At 61.8% G+C, this 24,324-nt stretch carries 26 protein-coding genes; 15 read left to right on the plus strand and 11 right to left on the minus strand.

Annotation, left to right across the window (positions count from 1 at the left end):
• The first annotated feature begins 89 nt into the window (after positions 1 to 89).
• Both G3N95_RS21635 and G3N95_RS21640 read left to right on the plus strand, forming a co-directional pair.
• Complete coding sequence (locus tag G3N95_RS21635; protein ID WP_205972109.1) at positions 90 to 368, plus strand: hypothetical protein; 279 nt, start codon at positions 90 to 92, stop codon at positions 366 to 368.
• A gap of 60 nt (positions 369 to 428) precedes the next feature.
• Positions 429 to 737, plus strand: coding sequence for a superinfection immunity protein (locus G3N95_RS21640; protein ID WP_205972110.1), 309 nt, complete (start codon positions 429 to 431; stop codon positions 735 to 737).
• A gap of 145 nt (positions 738 to 882) precedes the next feature.
• On the opposite strand, the gene G3N95_RS21645 is transcribed toward G3N95_RS21640, so the two are convergent.
• Complete coding sequence (locus G3N95_RS21645) at positions 883 to 1,356, minus strand: NUDIX domain-containing protein (RefSeq protein ID WP_346778389.1); 474 nt, start codon at positions 1,354 to 1,356, stop codon at positions 883 to 885.
• Positions 1,357 to 1,654: 298 nt separating this feature from the next.
• Between G3N95_RS21645 and G3N95_RS21650 the strand changes: the two genes are divergently transcribed.
• Positions 1,655 to 3,961 carry a S1/P1 Nuclease gene (locus G3N95_RS21650; protein WP_205972111.1) on the plus strand — a complete coding sequence of 769 codons (2,307 nt, stop codon included), beginning with the start codon at positions 1,655 to 1,657 and terminating at the stop codon, positions 3,959 to 3,961.
• An 18-nt stretch (positions 3,962 to 3,979) separates the two neighbouring features.
• Here G3N95_RS21650 and G3N95_RS21655 read toward each other — a convergent pair whose 3' ends face one another.
• Both G3N95_RS21655 and G3N95_RS21660 read right to left on the minus strand, forming a co-directional pair.
• Positions 3,980 to 5,311: a type II toxin-antitoxin system HipA family toxin gene (locus G3N95_RS21655; RefSeq protein ID WP_205972112.1), complete on the minus strand. Its 1,332-nt coding sequence runs from the start codon at positions 5,309 to 5,311 to the stop codon at positions 3,980 to 3,982.
• Positions 5,312 to 5,313: 2 nt separating this feature from the next.
• On the minus strand, positions 5,314 to 5,817 hold the full coding sequence (locus G3N95_RS21660) for a helix-turn-helix transcriptional regulator (RefSeq protein ID WP_241018798.1): 504 nt from the start codon (positions 5,815 to 5,817) through the stop codon (positions 5,314 to 5,316).
• 327 nt (positions 5,818 to 6,144) lie between these two features.
• On the opposite strand from G3N95_RS21660, the gene G3N95_RS21665 reads away from it, so the two are divergent.
• From G3N95_RS21665 to arsH, 6 genes are all read left to right on the plus strand, one after another.
• On the plus strand, positions 6,145 to 7,605 hold the full coding sequence (locus tag G3N95_RS21665) for an alkaline phosphatase family protein (protein ID WP_205972114.1): 1,461 nt from the start codon (positions 6,145 to 6,147) through the stop codon (positions 7,603 to 7,605).
• Positions 7,606 to 7,912: 307 nt separating this feature from the next.
• Positions 7,913 to 8,245: a metalloregulator ArsR/SmtB family transcription factor gene (locus G3N95_RS21670; RefSeq protein WP_205972115.1), complete on the plus strand. Its 333-nt coding sequence runs from the start codon at positions 7,913 to 7,915 to the stop codon at positions 8,243 to 8,245.
• Positions 8,242 to 8,700: an ArsI/CadI family heavy metal resistance metalloenzyme gene (locus tag G3N95_RS21675; protein WP_205972116.1), complete on the plus strand. Its 459-nt coding sequence runs from the start codon at positions 8,242 to 8,244 to the stop codon at positions 8,698 to 8,700. The genes G3N95_RS21670 and G3N95_RS21675 overlap by 4 nt, the downstream gene beginning before the upstream one ends.
• A complete protein-coding gene (gene arsB / locus G3N95_RS21680) occupies positions 8,697 to 9,767 on the plus strand; it encodes an ACR3 family arsenite efflux transporter (protein ID WP_205972117.1) in 1,071 nt (356 codons plus the stop codon). The genes G3N95_RS21675 and arsB overlap by 4 nt, the downstream gene beginning before the upstream one ends.
• A gap of 9 nt (positions 9,768 to 9,776) precedes the next feature.
• Positions 9,777 to 10,604 carry an arsenate reductase (glutaredoxin) gene (gene arsC, locus G3N95_RS21685; RefSeq protein ID WP_205972118.1) on the plus strand — a complete coding sequence of 276 codons (828 nt, stop codon included), beginning with the start codon at positions 9,777 to 9,779 and terminating at the stop codon, positions 10,602 to 10,604.
• A 12-nt stretch (positions 10,605 to 10,616) separates the two neighbouring features.
• Positions 10,617 to 11,408: an arsenical resistance protein ArsH gene (gene arsH / locus G3N95_RS21690; RefSeq protein ID WP_205972119.1), complete on the plus strand. Its 792-nt coding sequence runs from the start codon at positions 10,617 to 10,619 to the stop codon at positions 11,406 to 11,408.
• Between the two features lie 148 nt (positions 11,409 to 11,556).
• Here the strand turns inward: arsH and G3N95_RS21700 are convergent, their stop codons facing one another.
• From G3N95_RS21700 to G3N95_RS21715, 4 genes are all read right to left on the minus strand, one after another.
• Positions 11,557 to 12,225 carry a helix-turn-helix domain-containing protein gene (locus G3N95_RS21700; RefSeq protein ID WP_205972120.1) on the minus strand — a complete coding sequence of 223 codons (669 nt, stop codon included), beginning with the start codon at positions 12,223 to 12,225 and terminating at the stop codon, positions 11,557 to 11,559.
• A gap of 54 nt (positions 12,226 to 12,279) precedes the next feature.
• Positions 12,280 to 13,533, minus strand: a complete 1,254-nt coding sequence (locus tag G3N95_RS21705) for a patatin-like phospholipase family protein (protein WP_205972121.1) — start codon at positions 13,531 to 13,533, stop codon at positions 12,280 to 12,282.
• Between the two features lie 10 nt (positions 13,534 to 13,543).
• Positions 13,544 to 14,326, minus strand: a complete 783-nt coding sequence (locus G3N95_RS21710; RefSeq protein ID WP_205972122.1) for a 3-hydroxybutyrate dehydrogenase — start codon at positions 14,324 to 14,326, stop codon at positions 13,544 to 13,546.
• Positions 14,327 to 14,394: 68 nt separating this feature from the next.
• Positions 14,395 to 15,198 (minus strand): acetoacetate decarboxylase, encoded by an 804-nt coding sequence (locus tag G3N95_RS21715; RefSeq protein ID WP_205972123.1) that lies wholly within the window; start codon positions 15,196 to 15,198, stop codon positions 14,395 to 14,397.
• A 532-nt stretch (positions 15,199 to 15,730) separates the two neighbouring features.
• Here G3N95_RS21715 and G3N95_RS40885 point away from each other — a divergent pair.
• The gene (locus tag G3N95_RS40885) at positions 15,731 to 15,859 is read left to right on the plus strand and encodes a hypothetical protein (RefSeq protein ID WP_007749609.1); all 129 of its coding nucleotides are present in this window, start codon (positions 15,731 to 15,733) and stop codon (positions 15,857 to 15,859) included.
• Between the two features lie 99 nt (positions 15,860 to 15,958).
• On the opposite strand, the gene G3N95_RS21720 is transcribed toward G3N95_RS40885, so the two are convergent.
• The gene (locus G3N95_RS21720; RefSeq protein WP_205972124.1) at positions 15,959 to 16,597 is read right to left on the minus strand and encodes a LysE family transporter; all 639 of its coding nucleotides are present in this window, start codon (positions 16,595 to 16,597) and stop codon (positions 15,959 to 15,961) included.
• 124 nt (positions 16,598 to 16,721) lie between these two features.
• Entirely contained in the window at positions 16,722 to 17,489 is a 768-nt protein-coding gene (locus G3N95_RS21725) for a hypothetical protein (protein ID WP_205972125.1), read from the minus strand.
• Positions 17,490 to 17,647: 158 nt separating this feature from the next.
• Here G3N95_RS21725 and G3N95_RS21730 point away from each other — a divergent pair, with 158 nt between their 5' ends.
• Positions 17,648 to 18,469, plus strand: coding sequence for a Sir2 family NAD-dependent protein deacetylase (locus tag G3N95_RS21730; protein ID WP_205972126.1), 822 nt, complete (start codon positions 17,648 to 17,650; stop codon positions 18,467 to 18,469).
• A gap of 59 nt (positions 18,470 to 18,528) precedes the next feature.
• On the opposite strand, the gene G3N95_RS21735 is transcribed toward G3N95_RS21730, so the two are convergent.
• Positions 18,529 to 18,885, minus strand: coding sequence for an HPF/RaiA family ribosome-associated protein (locus G3N95_RS21735; protein WP_205972127.1), 357 nt, complete (start codon positions 18,883 to 18,885; stop codon positions 18,529 to 18,531).
• Between the two features lie 114 nt (positions 18,886 to 18,999).
• Positions 19,000 to 19,887 carry a LysR family transcriptional regulator gene (locus G3N95_RS21740; protein WP_205972128.1) on the minus strand — a complete coding sequence of 296 codons (888 nt, stop codon included), beginning with the start codon at positions 19,885 to 19,887 and terminating at the stop codon, positions 19,000 to 19,002.
• A 147-nt stretch (positions 19,888 to 20,034) separates the two neighbouring features.
• Here G3N95_RS21740 and G3N95_RS21745 point away from each other — a divergent pair, with 147 nt between their 5' ends.
• The 4 genes from G3N95_RS21745 (at position 20,035) to G3N95_RS21760 (ending at position 24,318) form a co-directional block, all read left to right on the plus strand.
• Positions 20,035 to 20,859, plus strand: a complete 825-nt coding sequence (locus G3N95_RS21745; RefSeq protein WP_205972129.1) for a TerC family protein — start codon at positions 20,035 to 20,037, stop codon at positions 20,857 to 20,859.
• 73 nt (positions 20,860 to 20,932) lie between these two features.
• On the plus strand, positions 20,933 to 21,238 hold the full coding sequence (locus G3N95_RS21750; RefSeq protein ID WP_205972130.1) for a zf-TFIIB domain-containing protein: 306 nt from the start codon (positions 20,933 to 20,935) through the stop codon (positions 21,236 to 21,238).
• A 530-nt stretch (positions 21,239 to 21,768) separates the two neighbouring features.
• Positions 21,769 to 22,707, plus strand: a complete 939-nt coding sequence (locus tag G3N95_RS21755; RefSeq protein WP_241018804.1) for an ABC transporter substrate-binding protein — start codon at positions 21,769 to 21,771, stop codon at positions 22,705 to 22,707.
• Positions 22,708 to 22,803: 96 nt separating this feature from the next.
• Positions 22,804 to 24,318: a sugar ABC transporter ATP-binding protein gene (locus tag G3N95_RS21760; protein WP_205972132.1), complete on the plus strand. Its 1,515-nt coding sequence runs from the start codon at positions 22,804 to 22,806 to the stop codon at positions 24,316 to 24,318.
• The last annotated feature ends 6 nt before the right edge of the window (positions 24,319 to 24,324 follow it).

A 24,324-nucleotide genomic window follows, 5' to 3' on the forward strand; every position in this document is an offset into this window, starting at 1 on the left:
TCTCGTCTACACTCTCTCTCAATCGACGCCGCACCGAATCATCCTGATGCGACGCTCTTCCCTGATTCAACATTCTCTGGAGTTTCATCATGAAGACCCGTCTTATCGCCGCCTTGCTGGTTGCCGTGTCCGCAGCTGTTGCCGCTCCCGCGTTCGCCTCGGGTTATGGCCCGGCACCGTTCTATCGTCCGTCCGTGGGCGCACCCGCATCGCAACGCGGCGTCAGCTCGCAGACCGTTGCTGCGGAACGCAACGCGGCCAATGCTGCCAACGATGCCGTCGGTGGCGTGAACGGCGCATCGTCGGAATCGGGCAGCCGTCAGCCCGCGCAAGACGCTCACGATGTCAACGTGTTCAAGGCTCATTGATCGCTTTGCGCGGCAGGCCCATGTGTCGCCGCGCAAATGATGCTGGCAGGAGGTGAAGCCATGAGAGCATTCTTCGAAGGACTGGTGTTGCTGGCGGCAGTGGTGGTGTACTTTCTGCCCGCCATCGTCGCCGATGCACGCGAACGCGAAGACGCCTTCGCACTGACGATTTTCAACGTGCTGTTCGGTTGGACGGTGATCGGCTGGATTGCAGCGTACGTGTGGGCGCGTCATCGCGTGAGCGACAAGCGGCTGGCGAACCTCACGACGAACACGCGTCGTTCGCTGGGTCGCGTGACGATTGCGAAGATCGTGGCGCGTTCGCGCCGGGTGCGTGCGGCGCGGCGTCAGTCGACGCTATCCGCGTAAGGAAGATCTGCTTTGATGAAACCGCCGGCCAATATCAGGCCGGCGGTTTTGTTTTTGTCCCGACACTCGACGTAATTCGATGCGCGCAATCGTTATGGATAGCGAAGCAAATTCGAATGCGGGCAAGAATGCATTTCAAACCGGCCTACCACAGCGCCCTCGTCCATCCTCGCAAGCGGACATCCTGCAGCGCCTCGCGCAGGTTCTGCACGAACGCATCGGCGCGCTGATAGCGGCTCTGCACGCGCGGGTCATAGCTGCGGTTCAGTGCGAGCACATCGACGATGCCGCGCGTCGAGACGCTCGTGTCGAGATCGGAGATGTCGGTGACCTTGGCCCATGTGCAGCGCGTGATTTCGTTGTTGGGCGTGGCCGTTTGCTGTTCGTCGACGTGAGCGGCAAACACATGATGGCAGGTCCGCGTGCCCGCGAACTCGAACAGATACTGCATGCCTATCGCCTGAAGGCGCGTTTCTTCCATCAGTTCGCGCACGGCGGCGGCTTCGAACGTCTCGCCGGCGTCGGGTTTGCCGCCCGGCAGCGACCAGCGCGAATTCGCCTTGCCGACCAGCAGAATGCGCGTGCCCATCCGGCACACGACAGTCGCACGTTGCTTCACAGTGTCTCTTCCATGTAGGGACGCGAAAGCAGGGCTAGCACGCCGCACGCCGCTCGATCCGGTGGCGCTCTCAGTCGCCATGTGGCCATATTGTCCGCCGATGTTGAGTACGCGGCGTGACATCTTTATGACAGCGCTCGCGAAAATTGACCCAACGCTGTCATCTACGTCGGACAACCTTGAACGCGACCACGCGCCGCCACGCGTTACGCGATGCATCCCATGCGTCGTGAATACGCGTACGGCGGCGCGCCTGCAACGGCCGGTCGAAGCGACCGGCGAGCGTCGAGGTGAATCGATGAATCCACTGTCCACGCAGCACAACTTCCAGAGCCTGTCGCTGAAGGATCTGCTCGAAGCACGCGATCTTTATCACTGGCATCTGACGAACAAGGCCAACGTCGTCGGCACGGCCGTCGGCCTGTATCTGATCCGCAGTGACGAACCGTGGCCCGATCGGGAGCGCCGCTCGAACGGTCACGCAAAGGCGCGTGCGGAAGGCAAGGGCATCCGCACGTTTGGCAACTCGGAAGTGCGTCCGTATTCGTGGCCGGCCGTGATCGTGCTGGTACGCGACTGGGTCGACGCAACCGAGTTCGGTCATGGCAAGGTCGATCCCGATCACATGGTGCCGCGTACGCTCTACATGCCAGACGGGCGTGCGGTGCCCGTCTGCGTGGTGGCCGTCGAGCCGACTGCGCCTGCCACCGGCGCGCCCGCGGCTGCGCGCTGGCCGTCGACGTACATCGGCGGCGGCTGTCCGTTGATCGCGGATACGCAAGGCATCGAACGTACGGCGAGCGTCGGCTGCCTCGTGACGGACGGCCATACGACTTATGCGCTCACCAACCGGCATGTTTGCGGCGAACCCGGTTCGCCCGTGAAGGCGCTGTTGCGCGGCGCGGTGAATGAAGTGGGTATCGCCTCCGACCGGCAACTTACGCGCGAACCGTTCACGGCTGTGTTCCCCGAGTTCGCGGGCAGCCGCAGCTTTCTGACGCTCGATGTCGGCCTCGTCGAGGTACACGACGCGAATGACTGGTCGAGCCAACCGTTCGGCATCGAAGGCAGCATCGAGTCCGTCGCCGACATCAACGAATTGAGCCTCAGCCTGCAGTTGATCGACCAGTCCGTTACGGCGTTCGGCAGTGCATCGGGTGCGCTCGACGGCACGATCAAGGCGCTTTTCTATCGGCACAAGTCGCTTGCGGGCTACGACTACGTTTCGCAGTTTCTGATCGCGCCCGCGAGCGGCAGTCCGCAGACACAGCCGGGCGATTCGGGAACGCTGTGGTATCTCGTGGCGCCCGCGAACGAGCACGCTGACGACGAAGGGAATCGCGATGTCCCTGCGCGCAACGGCAGAAAGTCCGACCAGCAGAAGCGTGCGCGCCATCTGTATCCGCTTGCGATCGAATGGGGTGGACAGACGCTTGCGAGCGACGACGGCCAACGTCTGAACTACGCACTCGCGACGGGGCTGAGCACAGCCTGCCAGTTGCTCGACGTGGATCTCGTGCGCGCGCAAAACGTCGGCGCCAACCCGTACTGGGGACAAACGGGGCACTACAGCATCGCGACGGCGGCGATCCAATCCGTTAAACAAGGGCCGCTGCGCGATTTCCTCGAAGCGAACGTCGAGCGCATCAGCTTCCGTCCCGACCAACTGACACCGGAGCAGATTCGCGAGAAGCTGGCGCGTGGCGATTTCGTCGAACTCGCCGACGTGCCCGACCTCGTGTGGAAGAAGACGCCCAGCCGTGTGCCGGGTGGACGCGACTATGCGCAGAATGCCGGGCCCGAGCATCCAAATCACTACGCGGATATCGATCAGCCCGATGGCGACGGCAAGACGCTGCGCGACGTGACGCTCGGCAATATTGCCAACATGAGCGTTGCCGTGTGGTCGAAGTGGTACGCGGACGAGGGCGACACGGATGCGCGCTCCGAAGGTCTGTTGCCGTTCCGCGTGTGGCAAATTTTCGACGAGATGGTCACGCAACTGAAGAAACGTAACGACACGAACTTCCTCTGCGCGGCGGGCGTGCTCGCGCACTACGTCGGCGATGCGTGTCAGCCTTTGCATGGCTCGTATCACGCCGACGGCTACAAGGACGCACCCGACGCGACGCCGAAGAAGTGGCCCGGCAAGGGCGTGCATGCCACGTATGAAGACAAGATGGTCGACCGTCATTCGAACGAACTGCTGTCGCAGATCGGGCCGCAGGCCAACGCGTTCGAAGGCGAGATTCCGAAGATCGGCGATGGCCGCGGCGCCGCGTTCGCGACGGTCGCGCTGATGGCCGAGGCCGCGAAAATCCTTGCGCCTTCGACGCTGATCGACGAGTACATTCGCTTGGGCGGCGGCAGTTCGGCGCGGGTCGTCGATGGTCTGTGGGACGCGTTCGGCGAAGACACCGCGAAGCTGATGGGCGCGGGCGCCCGCTATCTCGCCGCGATGTGGGAAGCCGCGTATGCCGTCGCCGATACGTCGCTGCCCGCCGGCGAGCGGGAAATCAGCGAGAAGGCGCTCGCGAAGGTGTATCAGGACAAGACGTTTCTGCCTTCGCTGACGCTCGACAAGATCGGGCCGGTGATCGGCTGAGGACGCGACCGTCGAAGGCTAGGCCGTCGCGAGCTTTTTGCTTTGCTTCGACATGCCTTCGAAGATTGCGGACGCGAGGTCGCGCGGAAAGTCGTGCGGAAGCTGCGCAGCAACGGTGTCGATGACCTGCTGCGTGGCGTCCGTCACGGCGGCGATCAGGTCGTCGACGGTTTCGCGCGACAAGCCCGCTTGTTGACCTTGCGCGACCCAGTGCCGCCGCACTATCTGACTGATCAGATAATGATTGCTCGTGCCGCGCACGGCCATCGCCATCTTCGCTTTCTGCATCGGCACGCGATTCGCGCCGCGCCCGATGATGGGATGCGCGGACAGCACGTCGTAGAGCGGTGTCGCGCGATAGCGGTTGCCGGGCAAATGCGCGATGCTGAAGTTCTTTGCGTGGCCATCCGTTGCGGCAAGCAGCCAGAAGATCAACTGCGTCTTGAAGAAGCGTGCGCTGTCTCCGGCGGCGTCGACGGAACCGGCCAGAACGTGCATCACGGCATCGATGCCCGGGCCGCCGTCGGCCTGATATTTCGCAATGGGTGGCGTGCCCGTTGCCTGACACATGTCTTCCTGTGGAAGACGCACGATCCATGTGCCGTCGCTCGACGGCCTGCGGTCGAAGCGTTCGACGACGAGCGCTTTCCGGTCGCCGAAGTGCCCGATCTCGCAAGCGGCGACAGGCAGGCCGTAGGCGGCGACGATCCGCGAACAGAGCCATTCGTTTTCCACCGACGTGCGCATGTCGGCCTGCATGTTGCCGACGAGCCCCAGCGGAAGCTTGAGGATGTGCGTGGTCGGGGTGCTGCCCTCGGGCAGCACCCAGCGGCCCTTGTGGCGCAGCAGCGCCGTTTTCTCCTGTGCGCCCGCGATGGACAGCCGCAGATCGGCGGCACGATCGTGCTGGCCGAGCGGCGCCGCCGAGGTCGTGTCGCGCAATAACCGGCCGATGTCGGTTGCCGTCAGCGTGTCGCCGCCGATCCGGTAGAGGTCGGAGGGCGCCTCGCCCGGCGGCAGCAGCTGGATGGCGCCGACGCAGTCGCGCCCGAGCGCGGCAAGCAGGTCGAAGGGCGCCGTGCCGCCCGTCTTGTAGCGCTGCGCCATTCTGCGGCGGATCGGTTCGCTATCGGGCAGCAGATTGTCGAAGAACGCCGACACGAGGGCCCCTCGGTACGGCTGGTTGCCCGGCGTGAAAGGCAGGGACAACGACAGCGGGCGCCCCTGTTCGTCGCCGATCCAGTCGTCGAAATAGACGAGCTGCTCGCCGCTGCCGGACTTTTCCCAGTAGCCGACGGCGAGGCCGTTCATCCACAGATCGAGACGTTGGGTGTGCGAGCGGCGCCCCATGCCTACCATTGCTCCCGCTTTCTGGATGCGCTTGCTGGGCGCTTGCGCGTTGCATCGGCGCGCCTGTCCGATCCCGGTGGAGATTGGCGCACGCCTGTCGCGCCGGCACCGGTTTTCGCGCGCTGGCCCGTCTTGATGGCGGGCGTCTGGCGGGCGGTCGTGGTCGTGGTCGGGGCGGCAGGTTTGCGCGGAACGGCCTTGGCGGCCGCGGGGCCTTGCGCGGCGGCACGGTTCGACGGCGCGATTTTGGCAGCGGGCGCTGCATTCGCGGGCGCAGGCTCGTCCTGGCTGAGCGTGATTCCGGCGTTCAACAGGCGCAGGACCTTGAATAGCCGCTCGACGCCGGCGGCGGCCGGGTTGGCCTCGAACTGCGCATAGCTTTGCTGCGTGATGCCGAGCCGCTCGGCGAGCATCGCCTGCGTGAGTCCAGCGGCTTTGCGAAAGCCGCGCAGAACGGGCCGCAACTGGCCAAGCGTCTTGACGGAATAATCCACGGCGGGCCTCAAGAGAGACGGGTTGAACGCGGGGCAGGGCGTCGATCCGGCACGGGCAGCGTCCGCACTGCCGTCCTTCGGAAGCAGGATACAGGTCGCAGACTGTATTGACAATATACAGTCTATGAACTGTAAATTAAAAATACAGGTTAAAAGCTGTACAAACTTCCCGCGGCGGCAGCACATTGGATTGCGAGGGTTTCGCAAACTGCCCGTGCGTTGCGCTGCAACGCAAGCATTCCGTCAGCACGGGTACGTGAAGTGCTGACGAACGCTCATTCGGCCGCACGATCAGGCGACGGCGACCCGATCGACAGTCACAACAAGGGAGGTAAAGCCATGAGCGATCATCAGTCTTCGAATGCACCCGATCCCACCCGTCGCAAGATCCTGGCGGCGCTCGCGGGCAGTGTCGCGTTGTCGGCTTGTGGCGGGGGTGGTGGCGGATCGTCGGGAAGCACGGGCTCGACGAGCGGCATTCCGCCCGATCGCGCGAACCTGCCGCGGCCGGCGCTGCCGGATCCCGCCACGTCGGGCGTGGATCACATCGTCCTCGTCACGATGGAGAACCGTTCGTTCGATCACATGTTCGGCTGGGTACCCAACGCGGAGCATCAGCAGACCCGCCAGTTCAAGGACGCCTTCGGTCAGACGCAAACGTCGTTCGGCTTGACCTCGAATGCCTCATACGGATTCCAGGCCTGTTCGTTCTCCGATCCGAACCATATGTATGACGCAGGGCGCGTTCACCTCGCGAACGGCGCGATGAACGGCTTTCTGTTGACGCCCGGCACGAGCGTCGTGCGCGGCGACCTGCTGCCCATCGGCTATTTCGGCGCAGCGGATCTCGACTTCTACCGCGGGGCCGTCACGCAATACACGGTTTGCGATTACTACATGAGCGGTATTCTCTCGGCCACGTTTCCGAACCGTCTCTATCTGCACAGCGGCGAGACCGACCGCCTCGACGACAGCGTCGATACGTCGTCGCTGCCGACCATCTGGGACCGGCTCGACGCAAAGAACATCTCGTCAACGTATTACTTCCACGATGTCCCGTTCACTGCGCTCTATGGCTCGCGCTATGTCGGCCGCTCGAGGCTGTTCGCGGAGTTCCTCGCGGATGCGGCCGCCGGCAATCTGCCGTCTTTCTGCATGGTCGATCCGAGTTTCGCGGGGGAAGCGCAAGGCACGTCGAACGACGATCATCCGCATGCCGACGTGCGCAACGGGCAGGTGCTGCTCGGCCAGATCTATGACGCGCTGCGCACCGGTCCGAACTGGAGCAAAACGCTGATGATTCTCGTGTATGACGAATGGGGCGGTTTCATGGAGCATGCGGTGCCGCCCGTCAAGCCGGTGTCGACGGCGGAGCACACCGTCGGCAACGACGGGCGCCTCGGCTTCCGTGTGCCGTGCATGCTGTTCGGGCCGCGCGCACGTGCGAACTTCGTGTCGCGCTACCCGTTCGATCCCAGCTCGATTCATCAGTTGCTGGCGTGGCGCTTCGGCCTCGATCCGCTCGGCGTCCGAGCGAGCGACGCGACCACCTTCAACATGGCTTACGCGCTCGACTTCAGCGACGCGGCGCGAACCGACGCGCCCGCCATTGCGGTGACGCAAGGCACGTTCGGCGTCGCGTGTTCGGTTGCGGGCATCATTCCCGGACTTGGCGGCGTCGATCACAGCCAGCAGGTTCCGTCCACTGCCGCTTCGGAACCTGCGGCCAACGCGCCCGGCGGACGCTTTGCGGACCTTCGCGCGAAAGCGACCGCGCTAGGCTTCCCGGGTGGTATGTAATTTCTGCGCGACGTGCACGACCTATGCGCGGCTCGATGAAATTGCGGCTCCGGTTCGACTGAACCGACCCCCGGAAGTTGGACAGTTTAACCGGGGCGGTGAGCATCGGTCGATCGCTTACTACGACGGTCCACGCTGCGGAGCAATCTCCTATCGTTGTTAGCCGCCGGCATTGCCGGCGGCTAACTCTTCATCCCAGCCTCTCCTCCCGCGCAGATAGCCGGATCGATCTGTCCAAGGATTCGCTGGTTCATCCATCATTTCAACAATCCTTGAACTATTGAAACGATGGATCTATGATGCCGTCATGGACTCGAACCTTGTCGTACGCGCGCTTGGCGCGCTAGCTCATGAATCCCGGCTCGCGATCTTCCGTGCGCTCGTCGTTGCGGGTCCGGAGGGCATGCCTGCGGGCGAGATAGCACAACAGCTCGGACTGTCGCCATCGAGCCTGTCATTCCATCTGAAGGACCTTTCGCACGCCGGACTCGTTACGGGTCTGCAGGAAGGGCGCTTCATCTACTACTCGGCCAACTTTGACGCGATGAATGGACTCATCGGGTTTCTCACCGAGAACTGTTGTGCGGGTGCAGCCTGTGGAGTTGGGGCAGCCCCGCAATGCCGGGGAGCGGCAACATGAAGCGTATGCACATCCACATCGCTGTTGAGAACCTTGAGGCGAGTACCCGCTTCTACACCGCCATGTTCGGAGGCGCCGAGCCGACAGTATCGAAGTCCGACTATCGCAAATGGGAACTGAGCGACCCGAAGGTCAACTTTGCTATTTCGCAGCGAGGCGTAAAGCCGGGAGTCGATCATCTTGGCATTCAGGTCGAGACTGACGAGGAACTGGCTGAGATGCGAGAGCGTTTCGCAAGCGCCGAATTGCCTGTGATGGACCAGACGGCAACTACCTGCTGCTATGCGAAGTCGGATAAATCATGGACCGTCGACCCTCAAGGAGTGGCTTGGGAGACCTTCCGCACATTGGAGACGGCGCCGACTTACGGACAGTCGCGACGCGATCCTGAGCCCGATGCGGCGGCATGTTGTGCACCTGCCCCTGCGACGATCACCTTCCGGAGCCGCGCGTGAGCAGTGTGGATCGAGCGGCAGACCGCTCTCGTACGCCAACGATCGGCTTCTTTGAACGTTACCTGACAGTATGGGTCGCGCTTTGCATCGTTACCGGCATCGTCCTCGGCCACTGGCTGCCGCCAGTGTTCCAGGCGATTGGTCGCATGGAGGTGGCGCAGGTTAACATTCCCGTCGGTGTACTCATCTGGGTCATGATCGTGCCGATGCTCATCAAGATCGACTTCGGTGCGATGGCGCAGGTAAAGGGACACTGGCGCGGCATCGGCGTCACGCTGTTCGTGAACTGGCTCGTCAAGCCGTTTTCGATGGCACTGCTCGGCTGGATCTTCGTTCGCCATGTTTTCGCCGGGTGGTTGCCGTCGGCACAGCTGGACAGCTACATCGCAGGACTGATTCTGCTTGCAGCTGCGCCGTGTACCGCGATGGTGTTTGTCTGGTCGCAGCTTTGCAAGGGCGACCCGTACTTCACACTCTCACAGGTCGCACTCAACGATGCCATCATGATCGTCGCCTTTGCGCCGATCGTTGCGCTGTTGCTGGGCCTGTCAGCGATCACGGTGCCGTGGGACACGCTCATCACTTCGGTTGGCCTCTACATCATCATTCCGGTTGTTATCGCACAGCTCATGCGTCGCCAGTTGCTTGCGCATGGGGATGCACACTTCAAACGCACGGTCTCGCGGCTGGGCCCGTATTCGATCAGTGCGTTGCTCGCGACGCTCGTACTGCTCTTCGCGTTTCAGGGACAGGCCATTGTCAGTGAGCCGATGGTGATCGCGATGCTCGCGGTACCAATCCTGATCCAGGTGTTCCTGAACTCGAGCCTTGCCTATCTGCTCAACCGCAGGCTGGGTGTCGCGCACTGCGTAGCCGGTCCATCGAGCCTGATCGGCGCAAGCAATTTCTTCGAGCTGGCCGTGGCAACTGCAATCAGCCTGTTTGGATTCCAGTCGGGCGCCGCGCTCGCGACGGTTGTAGGTGTGCTGATCGAAGTGCCTGTCATGCTGCTGGTTGTCGGCGTCGTGAACCGGTCGCAGCATTGGTATGAAACCCGGACGCATTGAGGATTGACGATGAGCATCACCATCTATCACAACCCCGACTGCGGCACCTCGCGCAATGTACTCGCGCTCTTGCGCGAAGCAGACGAGAACCCGCTTGTTATCGAATACCTGCAGAACCCGCCCGATCGAGCGACGCTTGAGCGCCTCATTGCCGACAGTGGAATGGCGGTCAGAGATGTGCTGCGGGTCAAGGGCACCCCCTACAAGGAACTGCGGCTCGGTGATCCGGCGTTGAGCGACGCTCGACTCATCGATGCAATGCTGGCCCATCCGATTTTGATCAACCGGCCTTTCGTCGTGACGCCACGTGGCACGCGTCTTTGCAGGCCGTCTGATGAAGTGGTTGGCCTGCTTGGGATCACACCCGAGCGGGAGATCCTGAAGGAGGAAGGCGTGCCATTCGTAGTTGGCCGCCCGATCTCGGGTGACGATCCTGGCTTTGTGCAGGCACTGCGCGATGCTGAGCTTCCCAGCGTCGATCTGAAGGAGCCGGGCCGCTCGTTCTTCGCCTTTTCAACCCTGACAGGTTCCCATTTAGGCTACGGCGGTTTCGAGCAATTCGGTCAGGATGGACTCATCCGGTCGCTCGTCATAGCGTCGGAGCATAGGGGTAAAGGTATCGGTCGCAACGTGCTTGCCGTCCTGCTGCGTGCAGCGTTCGATGCGGGCTCCCGTACCGCGTGGCTGCTCACAACGAACGAATCGGCGTTCTTCGAGAAGTCCGGTTTCAAGCCGGTCAACCGCGGCGCGGCTCCCGCCGCGATCGTGGGCTCGCGTCAGGCTGCAGACCTGTGTCCGTCAAGTGCCGTCCTGCTCTCGCGCGCCATCACCCTTTAATCGCCAGCTCCAATGCAGACCGATCTTCCGAACATCAGTGCTCTTCATCTGGACACACCCGACCTCGCGAAGCTGGAACCACGCGCGATATCGCAACACCCGCCACGCATTCTTCTTCTGTACGGTTCATTGAGGCCGACGTCATACAGCAGGTTGCTGACACTAGAGGCCGAGCGAATCCTTCAGCAGTTTGGAGCGGAGACGAAGGTGTTCGATCCGCACGGCCTGCCGCTGGCCGATAGCGTGCCTCTGGATCATCCAAAGGTCGTCGAGCTGCGCGCGCTATCAGTGTGGTCCGAGGGACAGGTGTGGTGCAGCCCGGAGCGTCATGGCGCACTCACCGGGGTTTTCAAGAACCAGATCGATTGGCTTCCACTGGATTCCGGCAGCATCCGCCCGACGCAGGGTCGCACGCTGGCCGTCATGCAGGTATCCGGTGGCTCGCAATCATTCAACGCAGTCAACGCGCTGCGCGTGCTAGGCCGCTGGATGCGCATGGTGACGATCCCGAACCAGAGTTCCGTTGCCAAGGCGTATCAGGAGTTCGATGAGAATGGACGGATGAAGCCCTCGTCGTACTACGATCGCGTGGTCGATGTGATGGAAGAACTCTACAAGTTCACGCTGCTCGTACGTGACCGTTCGGATTATCTGACCGACCGATACAGTGAGCGAAAGGACCGGGCGCCTGCAAACGTCACCGAGCTCGCCAACGCAGCCATGAGCCATGAGCACGACGCTCAAATAGCCGAACCAGTACCTTTTGCGGCGAATCACGGATTTCAGCTTCAACACGCCCATTAACCGTTGCACGAGTTTATGGTTGACGGTTCGGCCTATCTGTCTGATCGCCGCCGTGACGCGACGATAGCCATACCTACCTCTGTGCTTTTCGTAGATCGCTTTTACCTGAAGCTTAAGCTCCGCGTGGCGATCGTCTCGCGCAGAGCCTTCACCTGGTAACAAAAAGTGCTGCGTGCCAGCTCGCTGCCTTTAACATCGCGGGCAGCGGATACTCGGGCCGTAGCTTTTGAATGATTTCAACCTTCTCCGCGGTAGTGAGCGCGAGTTCATAGCGAGGATACCTCTCCACCTCCTTGAGGTAGGCGATTTCGGCTCTTAGTTGAGTGACTTCGTTAGCAGAGGCGCGCCCATGCTCATGCGTCTGATGAGTTTTTCTTTTATGTTGAACTTCGCCAGCGACCAATCCTGAGCTTTTCCTTCCGCGGCGATCGGGTGCCAAAGCCAGGACTCCGCCGGATTCGTACCGTCGACTCCATTCTGCAATCATCGAATCGGACCGGATGTTGAACCGTGCAGCCGCCTCTCGGAATGACAAGCCATCCTTTCGGATAAGTTTGAGCACCTTCAGCCTAAACTCGGCATCATACCTGGTGTGTTTGCGCCAGAGACCTGCGGGACCGTGGAGACGATAGGCTTCGATCCACCGGCGAAGCAGGGATGGGTCAATGGAGTGCTTCGACGCTACTGCTCTGATGCTTGGTCCCGCAGACAGATACTCGTCGACTACCGCTTGACGGAATGCGTATGGATAAATCGCCATAAAAGAAACCCCCAAAGAGGTTGGACGGATGTCCGACGTTTGGGGGCGGTTCAGCATGTCGCGGAGCCGCAATTCACAGCAGACAGTTTGCTTCGAATAACGCAAAGCGGCTCAGGCCGCTTCCTTCCGGCGCTTGCCAATTTCCGTTTCGACGGGCGCCTTGTCGGACTGCGGCACGGTGCCGGCAGGACGGTGCACGTCATGCGTGGCGAAACCCTGCTCGCGGCTCGGCACGTCGAACCAGTCGCGGTGCGAGAACGAATCGCGGATATCGTCGAGACCGCTTTGCCAGTGTTCGAGCATCGTGTCCACGCTGAACTCGTAGTCCTTGTAATGCCCTTCGTACGGCTTGTTCTTGTAGATCAGATGCACGACGTTGATCGCGCTGCCGTCCGCGGCTTCTTCGGCCAAACGGAACAGCGGGTCCGCTTTCAACACCGAAGTGGGCACATGCTCGAGCAGTTCCTTGATGAAGCGCGCATGCTTCTGCCGCTCGGCAAGCATGTTCGTGATCGCGCGCGTGCGGCTCGAATACTGGATGTCCTTGGCGCGCTCCGAGATGTCGAGGAAATCGCCAGGTGCATTGCCGCGCGCGCTCCACAAATCCACCTGGAAAACCAGTGTGTCCTTGTGATCGGAATCGCGCAGTACTTCCGTGAGCGGCGTGTTCGACACGAGCCCGCCGTCCCAATAGTATTCGCCTTCGATCTCGACGGCGGGAAAGCCCGGCGGCAATGCGCCCGACGCCATGAAATGCTCCGGCGCGAGTCGCATCTTGCGGTTGTCGAAGTACGTGAGATTGCCCGTGCGCACGTTCACTGCGCCCACGGAAACACGAATCGCACCGTCGTTGATGCGGTCGAAATCGGCGTATCGCAGCAGCGTCGCCTTGAGCGCGCCCGTGTCGTAGTAGCTGACGTGGTTCGGGTCCAGCTTGCCGAGGCCGGCCATCGGCAGTGGAAAGCGCGGCGCGAAAAAGCCCGGCTGGCCTTCCGTCAATGCGCGGCCCGCCGCCCACATGCTCGCCCACTTGCGCGAGAGATCATGCATGCCGAGACCGGGCAGCGCCCACGCGCCGATGCTGCCGACCCAGTCGAGCGGATGGCAGATCGTGTTCCAGAAACCGCGCAATGCCTCCACGCGATTTTCCGGCGCATTACCCGCGATGATCGCCGTGTTGAGCGCGCCGATCGACACGCCCGCGATCCAGTCCGGCTCGACCTTCGCTTCCGCCAGGCCTTCGACCACGCCCGCCTGATAAGAGCCGAGCGCGCCGCCGCCTTGCAGCACGAGCGCGATCTCGTCGTAGCGCGGCAACACAAATGGCTCCCGTTGTGCGCTGATTTTCTTTGTGTCGCTGCGCATGCGTCGCTCCTTATTTCATCGACCAGCCGTGGCTGACGATCACCGATTGCCCCGTCAGTGCCGACGATTCGAAACCCGCGAGGAAGGCAACGGTGTTGGCGACGTCATCGACGGTCGTGAATTCGCCGTCGACGGTTTCCTTCAGCATCACGTTCTTCACGACTTCTTCTTCACTGATGCCGAGCGCTTTGGCCTGCTCGGGAATCTGCTTTTCGACGAGCGGCGTGCGCACGAAACCCGGGCACACGACATTCGCACGCACGCCGCGCGGACCGCCTTCCTTCGCGACCACGCGCGCGAGGCCGAGCAGGCCGTGCTTCGCGGTGACGTAGGCGGATTTCAGCTTCGACGCTTCATGCGAGTGCACCGAGCCCATGTAGACGATCGAGCCGCCGCGCTTGCTGTCGTACATATGCTTGATGGCAGCCTTGGTGGTGAGGAACGCGCCGTCCAGATGAATGGCGAGCATCTTCTTCCAGTCGGCGAATGCATACTCTTCGATCGGCGCGACGATCTGAATGCCCGCGTTCGACACGAGCACGTCGATGCTGCCGAGTTCTTTCACTGCGCGCTCGATGCCTGCATTGACGGCTTCTTCATTCGTCACGTCCATCGCGACGGCGATCGCCTTGCCACCCGCTTCGACGATGCTCGACGCGACTTTCTGCGCGTTGTCCACATTCAGGTCGGCAATCACGACGGCTGCGCCGAGGCTCGCCAGCTTGCGCGCGCATTGTTCGCCGATGCCGCTTGCTGCGCCCGTTACGAGCGCGACCTTGTTTTGCAATGACATGTCTGTTCCCTTTCGATAGTTTGGAGAGTTTTTAAAACGAAAATTTCAGGCGGAGTTATCTGGAACGCTCAGACAGCGAGTTCGAGCGCGTCGTCATTCGACTTTTTTGCAGTCTGCATGTCAGCAGGCGCGAGATAGTCGAAAGCGACTTCGCCGATATCCAGCGTGAGATTCGCGATCACATGGCGCGCGCCGACGACGCGCTTCACGGGCAGATCGGCAATCGGTGCGAGGGCGTGCGGATGCAGTTCGAGCGCCGCGGGACCGCTCCATGCGCCGAGCACCGTCACGTCACGCAGATAGAAGCGCACGAGTTCGCAAATGCGTGCCGAGCCGTCGACATGCGGAATCACCTTGAGCAGATAGTTCGGCGTGTCGGCGAGTTTTGCGCGTTCGGTTTCGATATCGAGCATGTGATGCTTGTAGCCCATCGTGCCCGTTGCGATGCGTTGCGTGCCGTAGTCGAGCGTGCCGAGCAGCGTGTCGTTACCGTCGACGCTGAGCTTCGGCCGGGCGAGCTTCTTCGGAAAGCCCCAGATTTCTCGGCCGCCTGCAATCGGACCTTCGTCGTCGAGGTACATCGAGTGCGTGTAGTTCGCGAGACGACCTTCCATGTCGCGCACCGAGACCACCTGGCCGCTTTCCGTGTAGTCGCCGAAACCCGACGAATCCGGCATGCGAATGAACTCGTAATGTACGAGCGTGTTTTCCGGCTTCAGCGGTTCGGGTACGACGGCGCGCAGCGCGTCGAGATCCGTTTCATACGAAATGATGAAGTACTCGCGATTGAGAAAACGGAACGGCGGGCGAGGGTAGGCGGGATTGTGAACGGGCATCGCGAATGCGGATTGCCGGATCGATTTGATGTCCATGAACTTCCTCTTAGGCATTGGGCGTTGTTGGAGCACGGCGAATCTTAGAGCAAAAGCTTTTTTCGGATCACATTAATTTCTCCAATACACCGTTGGTCTACGCGCAACAGTGACCGGGCCTTTCAGTCTGATTCGATAAACGGTTAATTATTGTGAAAATCGGCATGACCTGTTGACGTGAGCGACACGTCGCTGACGCCGAAGTGAAATACGGATGACATGCAATCGATGCTGCGTCGACGCGTGCGAAGACATCAGAATGTTTGCGCGATCGTGAATCGGATGAGATTGATGGGTGAACTAAGCAATAGGCTTGCGTGTGACAGATGGTTGAAGGCGCATCGAAAGGACGCCGGGCAAGAATGAATGTGAACGAAACGACGGTGTCGCCGACGGGTCCGTCGACAAACTGGACGAAAGGCAACCGCAAGGAGAGTGTCGCTGAACTGTTTAATGATTTGTTGCAGCGCGACATCACCAGGGTATATACTAGGGTTATTACCTAGGGTATTACCCGCACAAGGAGTCCGCCATGCAACAAGCTACGACCGCTGCTGTCCCGTCCACGAGCTGGCTTTCGCGTCTGCGCGAACTCGCAATCCGCGCCGTCGACCTGCATCTGCAGCACTGCGCCGTTCTTGCTGAAGCGTATCGCCGCTAAGCAAATCGCATAAAAAAGGGGAGTACGGTTTCGTGCTCCCCTTTGTTCTTTGGGCTTACGCGCGCATCAGCCGATTCCGGCTGCGACGCGGGTGGTCAGTCAGATGCCCGCTTTATTTGCCGCGAAGATCAGCCGCAGCCCGAGCGCCGTGATCGCACACGCCGCGATCCGGTCGATCCACGTCTTCGCGCGCAGATAGATTTCGCGCGGCTTCCGGCTCGAAAAACACAGCGCCACGATCGTGTACCAGCCGAACTCGACCGCGAAGACCAGCGGCGGCAGCACGACATAGCACCACACGGGCGGATGCTGCGGCAGCAACGCCGCGAAAATACTGCCGTACCAAATGGCAGTCTTCGGATTGCTGAGCTGCGTGGACAAGCCGATCCAGAACGACTTCCGTGCGCTGCGGCTGTGCGCCGCGCCGGAATTGTCCATCGCGATCGGCTGTGCCGCCCCGCGCCAGATTTTCGACGCCATATAGATCAGATACAGGCCACCCGCTACTTTCAGGCCGATATACAGCCATTCGACGGCGACCAGCAGCGTATACAGCCCCGCGAGCGCAATGCCGCCGAAAAAAATCCCGCCGATGCCCATTCCCAGCGCGGTCGACAGCCCGTCGCCGCGAGACAGGCTGATCGAGTTTCGCGCGACGAGAACGAAACTCGGCCCTGGAATCATCGCGCCCAGCAGCAACGCGACGAGAATGGCGAATACGGCAGCGGATGCGGACATCGAACGGTCTCCTTGATGGCGTCTTCCGACGCAAATACACATGACGTGGCGATAGATGCGCGTGTGCCGCAAGGATAGAGGCAACCAGAAACCGCTGCAACGCGCGTGACGGGGCGCCCGCGTGTCAGCCCGGCCCGAGCGACTGGGACAGCGAAATCAGATTGATGGGCGCGAGCCGGATCAGCCCGCCGCGCGGACTGTCAATATCCGCGATCAACGCGAACGACAACGCGATCACGATGGGCAATACCAGCAGCACGGCGTTGCGTTTGATCTGTCCGCGCGTGCCGTAGCCGATCATCACGTTGCAGAACAGGCCGATTCCCAGCATCAGCGACCACGCCGTCACCGGAATATGATTCCACCACGACGCCTGCGTATAGCCCTGTGTATTGATGACGTCGTTCATGCCCGACACGGCCAGTGCGATCACGGGCGTCTGCCGGTCGACGGCGACGTTGCGCACGGCCATCCAGAGTTCGGTTTCGAGCTGGTTCGTTGCCGCGTTGATCCGTGCGATGTCTTCGTCGCTTTCAGCCTTGTAGTAGCGGATGCGCTGATCCAGATAACGGCGCAGCAAAGTCTGCACGCGCTGCGCTTCGGTATCGGGCAGCAGTCCGGTACGCAGATATTCCGTGCCGATCGCGTTGGCTTCCTCTTCCTCGTAGTTCTTGCGCTGGTCGTACCGGCTGACCGCCATCGAGAACGTAAAGCCGATCATCAGCGCGAGCAGCGTGAGCGTCGCGGCCTGCACGACGTTGAACTCGTCGCGGGCGTCGTCGGAGAGTTTGCGATGTCTGCGCATCAGCGCCGCGCCGGCGTATGCGCCAATCGACATCGCAACGAACGCCACGATGAACAGGAACAGCGGGTGTCTGAGCGGCGAGGGCATCTGCACGTCTCCGGTTCGATTGCAGTCGGGCAAAAGGAGAGAGAACGGGAACGGCCTGAACGAGGGCGGGCGCATGAACGCGCCATCGCGACGCGATTCTCCGATGCGCAGTCCGCTGTATGCAAGACGATCGTCAGGCGAATTGCTAGAGTAGCGCAATGGATGAAAACGAACGTATCAGGCGCGCCATGTCCTGGCTGCGCGAAGCCGATGGCTTGCTGGTGACCGCAGGCGCGGGGATGGGCGTCGATTCGGGCTTGCCCGATTATCGTGGCGCGGAAGGTTTCTGGCGCGCCTATCCGGCGTTGAAGCAGCATCGCCTGACCTTTCAGGACATGGCGAATCCGCGTGTGATGGCGCTGCATCCGCGGCTGTGCTGGGGCTTCTATGGACACCGCCTGGACCTGTATCGGCGCACGGTGCCGCATCGGGGATTCGATATGTTGCGCCGCTGGGCTCGAACCATGCCGCGCGGCATTGCCGCGTTCACCAGCAACGTCGACGGGCAGTTCCAGTCGGCGGGCTTCGACGCTGCGTCAGTGGCCGAATGTCACGGCTCGATCCACCTGCTGCAATGCTCGGAAGTCTGCCACGACGGGTTGTGGAGCGCGGACGACGTGCAGCCCGTCGTCGACGAATCGACCTGCGAACTCGTGAGCGAACTGCCGCGCTGCCCCCAATGCGGCGCGGTCGCGCGACCCAACATTCTGATGTTCGGCGACTACGACTGGATCGCGTTGCGCACCGAGGCGCAGGAAGCGCGTCTGCACGCGTGGCTGTCGACGGTCGAGCAACTCGTCGTGATCGAGATCGGCGCAGGCAAGGCGATTCCCACCGTGCGGTACTTCAGCGAGCAAAACGGACCGCGCGTGATCCGCATCAATCCACGCGATTTCGGCATCGCGCCACATCACGGCATAGGACTGGCGCGAGGCGGAGTCGAAGGTCTGACGCTGCTCGATCGCGCGATGAACGGATAGCGAACGGCATCGCGCCCGGCGATGCCGTTCTCGAGTTCCGCAATCTCCCACGCTGCTGCCTAGACGGCATCGGGCTGCGCGCCCCACGCGGGCTCGCGTTGGCTGAAGCGCCGCGCGTCGACGCGCGCCTGCTGCCTGCGCACGATGGAGCGCGCCGCCCGAGCCAGCGCCAGATCGAGCGCGCCGCGCCAGTCTCTTGCAATCGACGTCACCACGACGGGCGTCGCATCGGGCGTCTGCACCTGCACCTGACAGCGCTTGTCGAGTCCGCCACGCGGGCCGTTGATGTCGGACAGACTGACGGTCGCCTTCGAAATCAGCCAGTCCATCCGGCGAAACACGAAGCGGATGCGTTGGCGGGCAAAGCTGCGCATACGGACGGCTTCACGGTCGCGGGACTTGAACAGAACTTGCATGAGACACCTCCTTCGTGGGTACGGCTCAAGATTACGGCCAGAAGGGGTGACGGAAAAAGCAGAAATACCGGAACTTCAGGTTCGAAAAAACCGAACCTGCTCATGCTGCCGCAATCAACCTTGCACCACCGCGCCCAGTACTTTTTGCGTCAAAGGATGATGTCGCCCGCGCCGCGACACGATCGCGTGAATTTCCTCCTTCACGTCCGGCGAGCGGCCGAGCCAGCGCAAGCCGCGATGCATCGGATCGTTGCGCTCCGCGCCGAAGGCGGCGAGCGGAAACACGCCCATGCCACGTGCGGCAAACAGCGCCATCAACGCACTGTCTTCGAATTCGCCCGCGATAGCCGGCCGGATGCCTTCCGCTTCGAGCCAGCGGTCGAGCCGCGAGCGCAGCGACGAATGGCCCGTGGGCAGCAGCACGGGCAAGGACGCAAGGCTTTGCGGGAAATGATCGATATGCGTCTTGCGCACGATGGAGGCGGGTCCGTACCAGTCGATCGGCGAAGCGATCAGGCGCTCGCTGGACAGACGCAGGTTCGAATTGTGCGGCGCGGGCTGGCTGGACAGCACGAGATCCAGATGGTGATGCGCCAGTTCCGCCAGCAGATCGTCTGCTTCGCCTTCGTGGCAGAGCAGCCTTAAAGAGGGCGCGTCGAGCACGTTCGCGAGAATCGCATGGACGGCCAGCTTCGATATGCCGTCCGTCAAACCGACCGCAAAGCGCGCGACTTTCCCGCTCGCCGCCTCGTGCACGTCGTCGTGCAGCGCGCGGCCCAGCTGAAAAATTTCTTCCGCGCGCGCATAGGCCGCCTGTCCCGCTTCCGTCATTGCGACGCCGCGTCCCGCCGGCTTCAGCAGTTGATGTCCCAGCGATTTTTCAAGTTCGCGCACCTGCGCGCTGATGGTCTGAACGGCCATGTCGAGCCGTTCGGCGGCGCGTGCAAAACCGCCTTCCTTCACGACGACCCAGAAATAATGCAAGTGCCGGTAGTTGAGCATGCGTGGTCTCACTTCGAAAAAACCGAACTGACTGTCAGCTTATCACTGGTTTTTCCGAACGCGCTGCCGGGCGATCATGCGCCTGCAGGCTGTGACCCAGTAATCAGCCGTCTATTTCAACCGGACAACAACGAACAACGCGCGCAAATGGATTCCTTATTGACACTCGTCGCCGATCCCGCCGCATGGGCCGCACTCGTGACGCTCGTCGTGATGGAGGTCGTGCTCGGCATCGACAACCTGATCTTCATTTCCATTCTGAGCAACAAGCTGCCCGAAGCACAGCGTGCGCGGACCCAGCGCATCGGCATCATGCTGGCGCTGGTGATGCGACTCGGCTTGCTCAGCACGGTCGCGTGGATTGCGCGATTGACCGAGCCCGTGTTTTCGATGTTCGACCACGCGTTTTCGTGGCGCGACCTGATTCTGCTTGCCGGCGGTCTGTTTCTCGTATGGAAGGCCACGCGTGAAATGCACCATCACGTGAGCCGCGATGCCGACGAGACGTCGAATCCCGCGCTGGGTGTCGGCGGCTTGACGGTCACGGCGGCGATCGGCCAGATCCTCGTGCTCGACCTCGTGTTTTCCGTCGACAGCATCATTACTGCGGTCGGGATGACGGATCACCTGCCCATCATGTTCATTGCGGTGATCGCGGCTGTCACGGCAATGCTGTTCGCGGCGCGTCCGCTGTCGAAGTTCATCGAACGCAATCCGACCATCGTCACGCTGGCGCTCAGTTTCCTGCTGGTGATCGCGATGACGCTGATTGCCGAAGGGTTCGGCTCCCACGTGCCGAAGGGCTATATCTACGCCGCGATGGCTTTCGCGGGCTTCGTGGAAGGCATGAACATGCTGGCGCGCCGCAGGAAGGTGAAGCGCGGGCAGAAGCGGGCAGGCGACGAAGTGGAGCGTGCGGCTGCCGTCGGTTCCGGCAAGACTCACGCGGAAGGTTCGGCTGTCTCGAACTAAAGGAAGTGTTTCAGGTGGAGTTCAGGGCGGCCGCAAACGCCGCCCTGCATAGGAGTTAGCGAGGAGTGATGCAATGAAATGTCCCGTCTGCAAGACCCCCGATCTGCTGATGACCGAGCGTCAAGGCGTCGAAATCGACTACTGTCCGACCTGCCGAGGCGTGTGGCTCGATCGCGGCGAACTCGACAAGCTGTTGAACCAGATGCAGGACGACGCGGAGCCTGCGCGCCGGAGTGGCGAGCACGAGCACCATGCGCGGCGCGAACAGGCGTGGGGACGCCGTCACGATTCATACGACGACGATCGCCCGAGGCATGACGATCCGCGCGATCCGCGGCGCAAGAAGAAAACGCTGTTCGATATGTTCGACTTCGATTGAGTCTGTATGCAATGTGAATGAGGCGAGTAGTTCGCTTTATAGTATTACTATAACAATCAGACCGATGGCCGCAGCGGCACATCGAAGCGGGCGGCTCATGAGCGCCCGGCAACCAGATTAGTTTTCCTTATCTGCCTAAAACGTGGGAAATGGCGGCCTCAGCGCCGCCTCGTCATTCCAGACAGCCTGACGTTTGACGATGCGAACGTTGGGGAAAACGCTAATCGAAAGCGCGCGACGTCAAACATATAGTTTGGCTATAAGTAAAAGTCAGACGCGCGAAATGCAACCTCGGTCAAATCCGGGGCGTGCGCGGCGCGCAGGGTGTCCGCCACGAGCGCACATCCACGCCGGAGGGCCTCCGGACGGCGTTTTCCAGATCGATTGTCAGTTGCCTGTTTTGCAGCAAGAGTTGGCGCATGCGTTCGTCGTCGCGTCAGGGCCGTCGTCGCGCACGTAGAAAGCAGTGCCTGGAAAAACAACCACATCGGAGACAACATATGAAAGTCGCCACGCGTCTGATCGCCGGCATGCTCGTCGGAGCGGCGCTCACCGTCGCTGCCAGCGTCAACAGCTTTGCCGGGGACAAGCAGATCACCTTGGGCTTTTCGCAGGTCGGCGCGGAAAGCGCATGGCGCACTGCGAATACCGTATCGGTGAAAACGTCGGCGAAGGATGCCGGCATCAACCTGAAGTTCTCGGACGCGCAGCAGAAGCAGGAAAACCAGATCAAGGCGATCCGCTCGTTCATCGCGCAGAAGGTGGACGTGATCGCGTTCTCGCCCGTCGTCGAGTCCGGCTGGGAACCCGTGCTGACGGAAGCGAAGAACGCGAAGATCCCCGTCATTCTCACGGACCGTTCGATCGACGTGAAAGATACGTCGCTGTACGTGACGATGATCGGTTCCGACTTCCTCGAAGAAGGCCGCCGCGCAGGACGCTGGCTCGAAGAACGCTACAAGAACGAAGCGGGCCCGATCAACATCGCGGAACTGCAGGGTACGGTCGGCTCGGCGCCTGCCAACGACCGTCACGCGGGCCTGATGGAAGTGATCAAGAACGATCCGAAGTTCAAGATCATCGCGTCGCAAAGCGGCGACTTCACGCTCGCGGGCGGCAAGCAGGTGATGGAGGCGTTTGCGAAGACCTACGGCAAGCAGATCAACGTGGTCTACGCGCATAACGACGACATGGCGCTCGGCGCCATCCAGGCGATGGAAGAAGCAGGCATCAAGCCCGGCAAGGACGTGAGCGTCGTGTCGTTCGATGCGACGAAGGGCGGCTTCGAAGCGATGATCGCGGGCAAGATCAACGTCGACGTCGAGTGCAGCCCGCTGCTCGGGCCGCAACTGATGTCGGCCGTGAAGGACGTGGTCGCGGGCAAGCAGTTGCCCAAGCGCATCGTGACCAACGAGACCGTGTTCCCGATGAGCGTTGCCGCGCAGATCCTGCCGCAGCGCAAGTACTGATCGGCTGATAGCTGCACGAGTCGTCCGGCGCGCTTTGCAAACAGGGCGCGCCGGATTTCCATGAAGTGATCGCGTCACGCTGCTTGTGTCATGCATATGGCCGCACAACCGCTACTTGAAACCATCGGTATCAGCAAGACGTTTCCGGGCGTGAAGGCGCTGTCGGGCGTCGACTTCCGTCTTTTTCCGGGCGAAATCCATTCGTTGATGGGCCAGAACGGCGCAGGCAAATCGACGCTCATCAACGTACTCACAGGTGTGCACGAGCAGGACGCGGGCGAGATTCGCCTCGCGGGCGAGCCCGTGCGTTTCGCGACGCCGCTCGAAGCGGAAGCGGCGGGCATCCAGACGCTGTATCAGGAAATCAACCTGTGCCCGAATCTCTCGGTGGCCGAGAACATCTTTGCGGGCCGCCAGCCGAAGCGGCGCGGCGCGATCGACTGGAAAGCGATCCACGCACGCGCGGATGCGGCGCTCGCCGAACTGAACGTGTCGCTTGACGTCACCAAATCGCTCGATGCGTACCCGATCGCCGTGCAGCAGATGGTTGCGATTGCGCGCGCGATGTCGGTGAAAGCACGCGTGCTGATTCTCGACGAACCGACCTCGAGTCTCGACGACGGCGAAGTCGCGCGGCTCTTCGACGTGCTGCGCAATCTCAAGCAGGCCGGCATCGCGATCCTGTTCGTCACGCATTTTCTAGAGCAGACGTATGCGATCTCCGATCGCATCACGGTGATGCGCAACGGCGTGCGCGAAGGCGAATATCTCGCGAAGGATCTGCCCGTCGAAGAGCTGGTCGCGAAAATGGTCGGCCATAACCGGATGTCGGAGCGCCTGAAGGGCGGCGCGCCCGACACGCCGCAACAGCAGGCGGGCGCCGCGCCGTTCCTGTCGATGCAGGGTGTCGCGCGCCGCGGCGTGATGAATCCCATCGATCTCGACGTACAGCCGGGCCAGATACTCGGCCTCGCGGGTTTGCTCGGCTCGGGCCGAACGGAGACGGCCCGGCTGCTGTTCGGCGTCGACAAGGCGGATACGGGCACGATCAGCGTGGACGGCAAGAGCACGAAGCTGAGTTCGCCGCACGACGCGGTGCGGCACGGCATCGGCTATTGCCCGGAAGACCGCAAGAAGGAGGGCATCGTCGCCGCGCTGTCGATCCGCGAAAACATCATCCTTGCGCTGCAGGCGCGGCGCGGCTGGCTGCGTATGATCAGCCGCAAGAAGCAGCGCGAAATCGCCGATACCTACATCGAACGGCTCGGCATCAAGGCGCACGACGCCGAGCAGCCCATCGGTCTGCTGTCGGGCGGCAACCAGCAAAAGGTCGTGCTCGCGCGCTGGCTCGCCACCGAGCCGAAGATGCTGATCCTCGACGAGCCGACGCGCGGCATCGACGTCGCCGCGAAGTTCGAAATCATGGACCGTGTGCTCGCGTTGTGCACGAAGGGCCTCGCGATCCTGTTCATTTCGTCGGAGGTCAGCGAGGTCGTGCGCGTGAGCCATCGCATCGCGGTGCTGCGCGACCGGCGCAAGGTTGCGGACGTAACGGGCAGCGCGGTATCGGAAGATCAGGTCTACCGGCTGATCGCGGGAGCGAATGAATGAAGCAGG

The sequence above is a fragment of the Paraburkholderia sp. Tr-20389 genome (assembly GCF_017104565.1).
Lineage (GTDB): Bacteria > Pseudomonadota > Gammaproteobacteria > Burkholderiales > Burkholderiaceae > Paraburkholderia.